This is a genomic window from Streptomyces sp. SM1 (assembly GCF_002910825.1).
In the GTDB taxonomy this organism is placed as follows: Bacteria; Actinomycetota; Actinomycetes; order Streptomycetales; family Streptomycetaceae; genus Streptomyces; species Streptomyces okerensis.
This window is the reverse complement of record NZ_NEUB01000041.1, coordinates 1-401: the sequence shown is the minus strand read 5'-3', so window position 1 is coordinate 401 and position 401 is coordinate 1. Positions and strand designations below refer to the sequence as shown.

Genomic DNA, 401 nt, shown 5'->3' with positions numbered 1-401 from the left:
CGCCGCCGTCCTGCTCGGCCACACCCGCGACGACCAGGCCGAGACGGTCCTGCTCGGTCTCGCCCGCGGCTCCGGCACCCGCTCCCTGTCCGGAATGGCCGCGGTCTCGGGGGCCGCCGGCCGTTACCGGCGCCCCTTCCTCCAGCTCGACCGGCAGACCGCCCGCAAGGCCTGCATGGTCCAGTCCCTCCCCGTCTGGGACGACCCGCACAACGCGGACCCCGCCTACACCCGCTCCCGGCTCCGCAACGAGGGCCTGCCCGCCCTGGAGAAGGCCCTCGGCAAGGGGGTCGTCGAGGCACTCGCCCGTACGGCTCAGCTCTCCCGCGACGACGCCGACGCGCTCGACGCGTGGGCCGGCCGGGCCGAGGCCGGCGTCCGGGACGACGACGGCCGCCTGG

At 77.1% G+C, this 401-nt stretch carries 1 protein-coding gene; it reads left to right on the top strand.

Annotated features, from left to right (window positions below):
* Positions 1-401, top strand: a 401-nt coding sequence (locus tag B9S61_RS00875; RefSeq protein ID WP_308457743.1) for an ATP-binding protein, incomplete at both ends; no start/stop codon positions are given.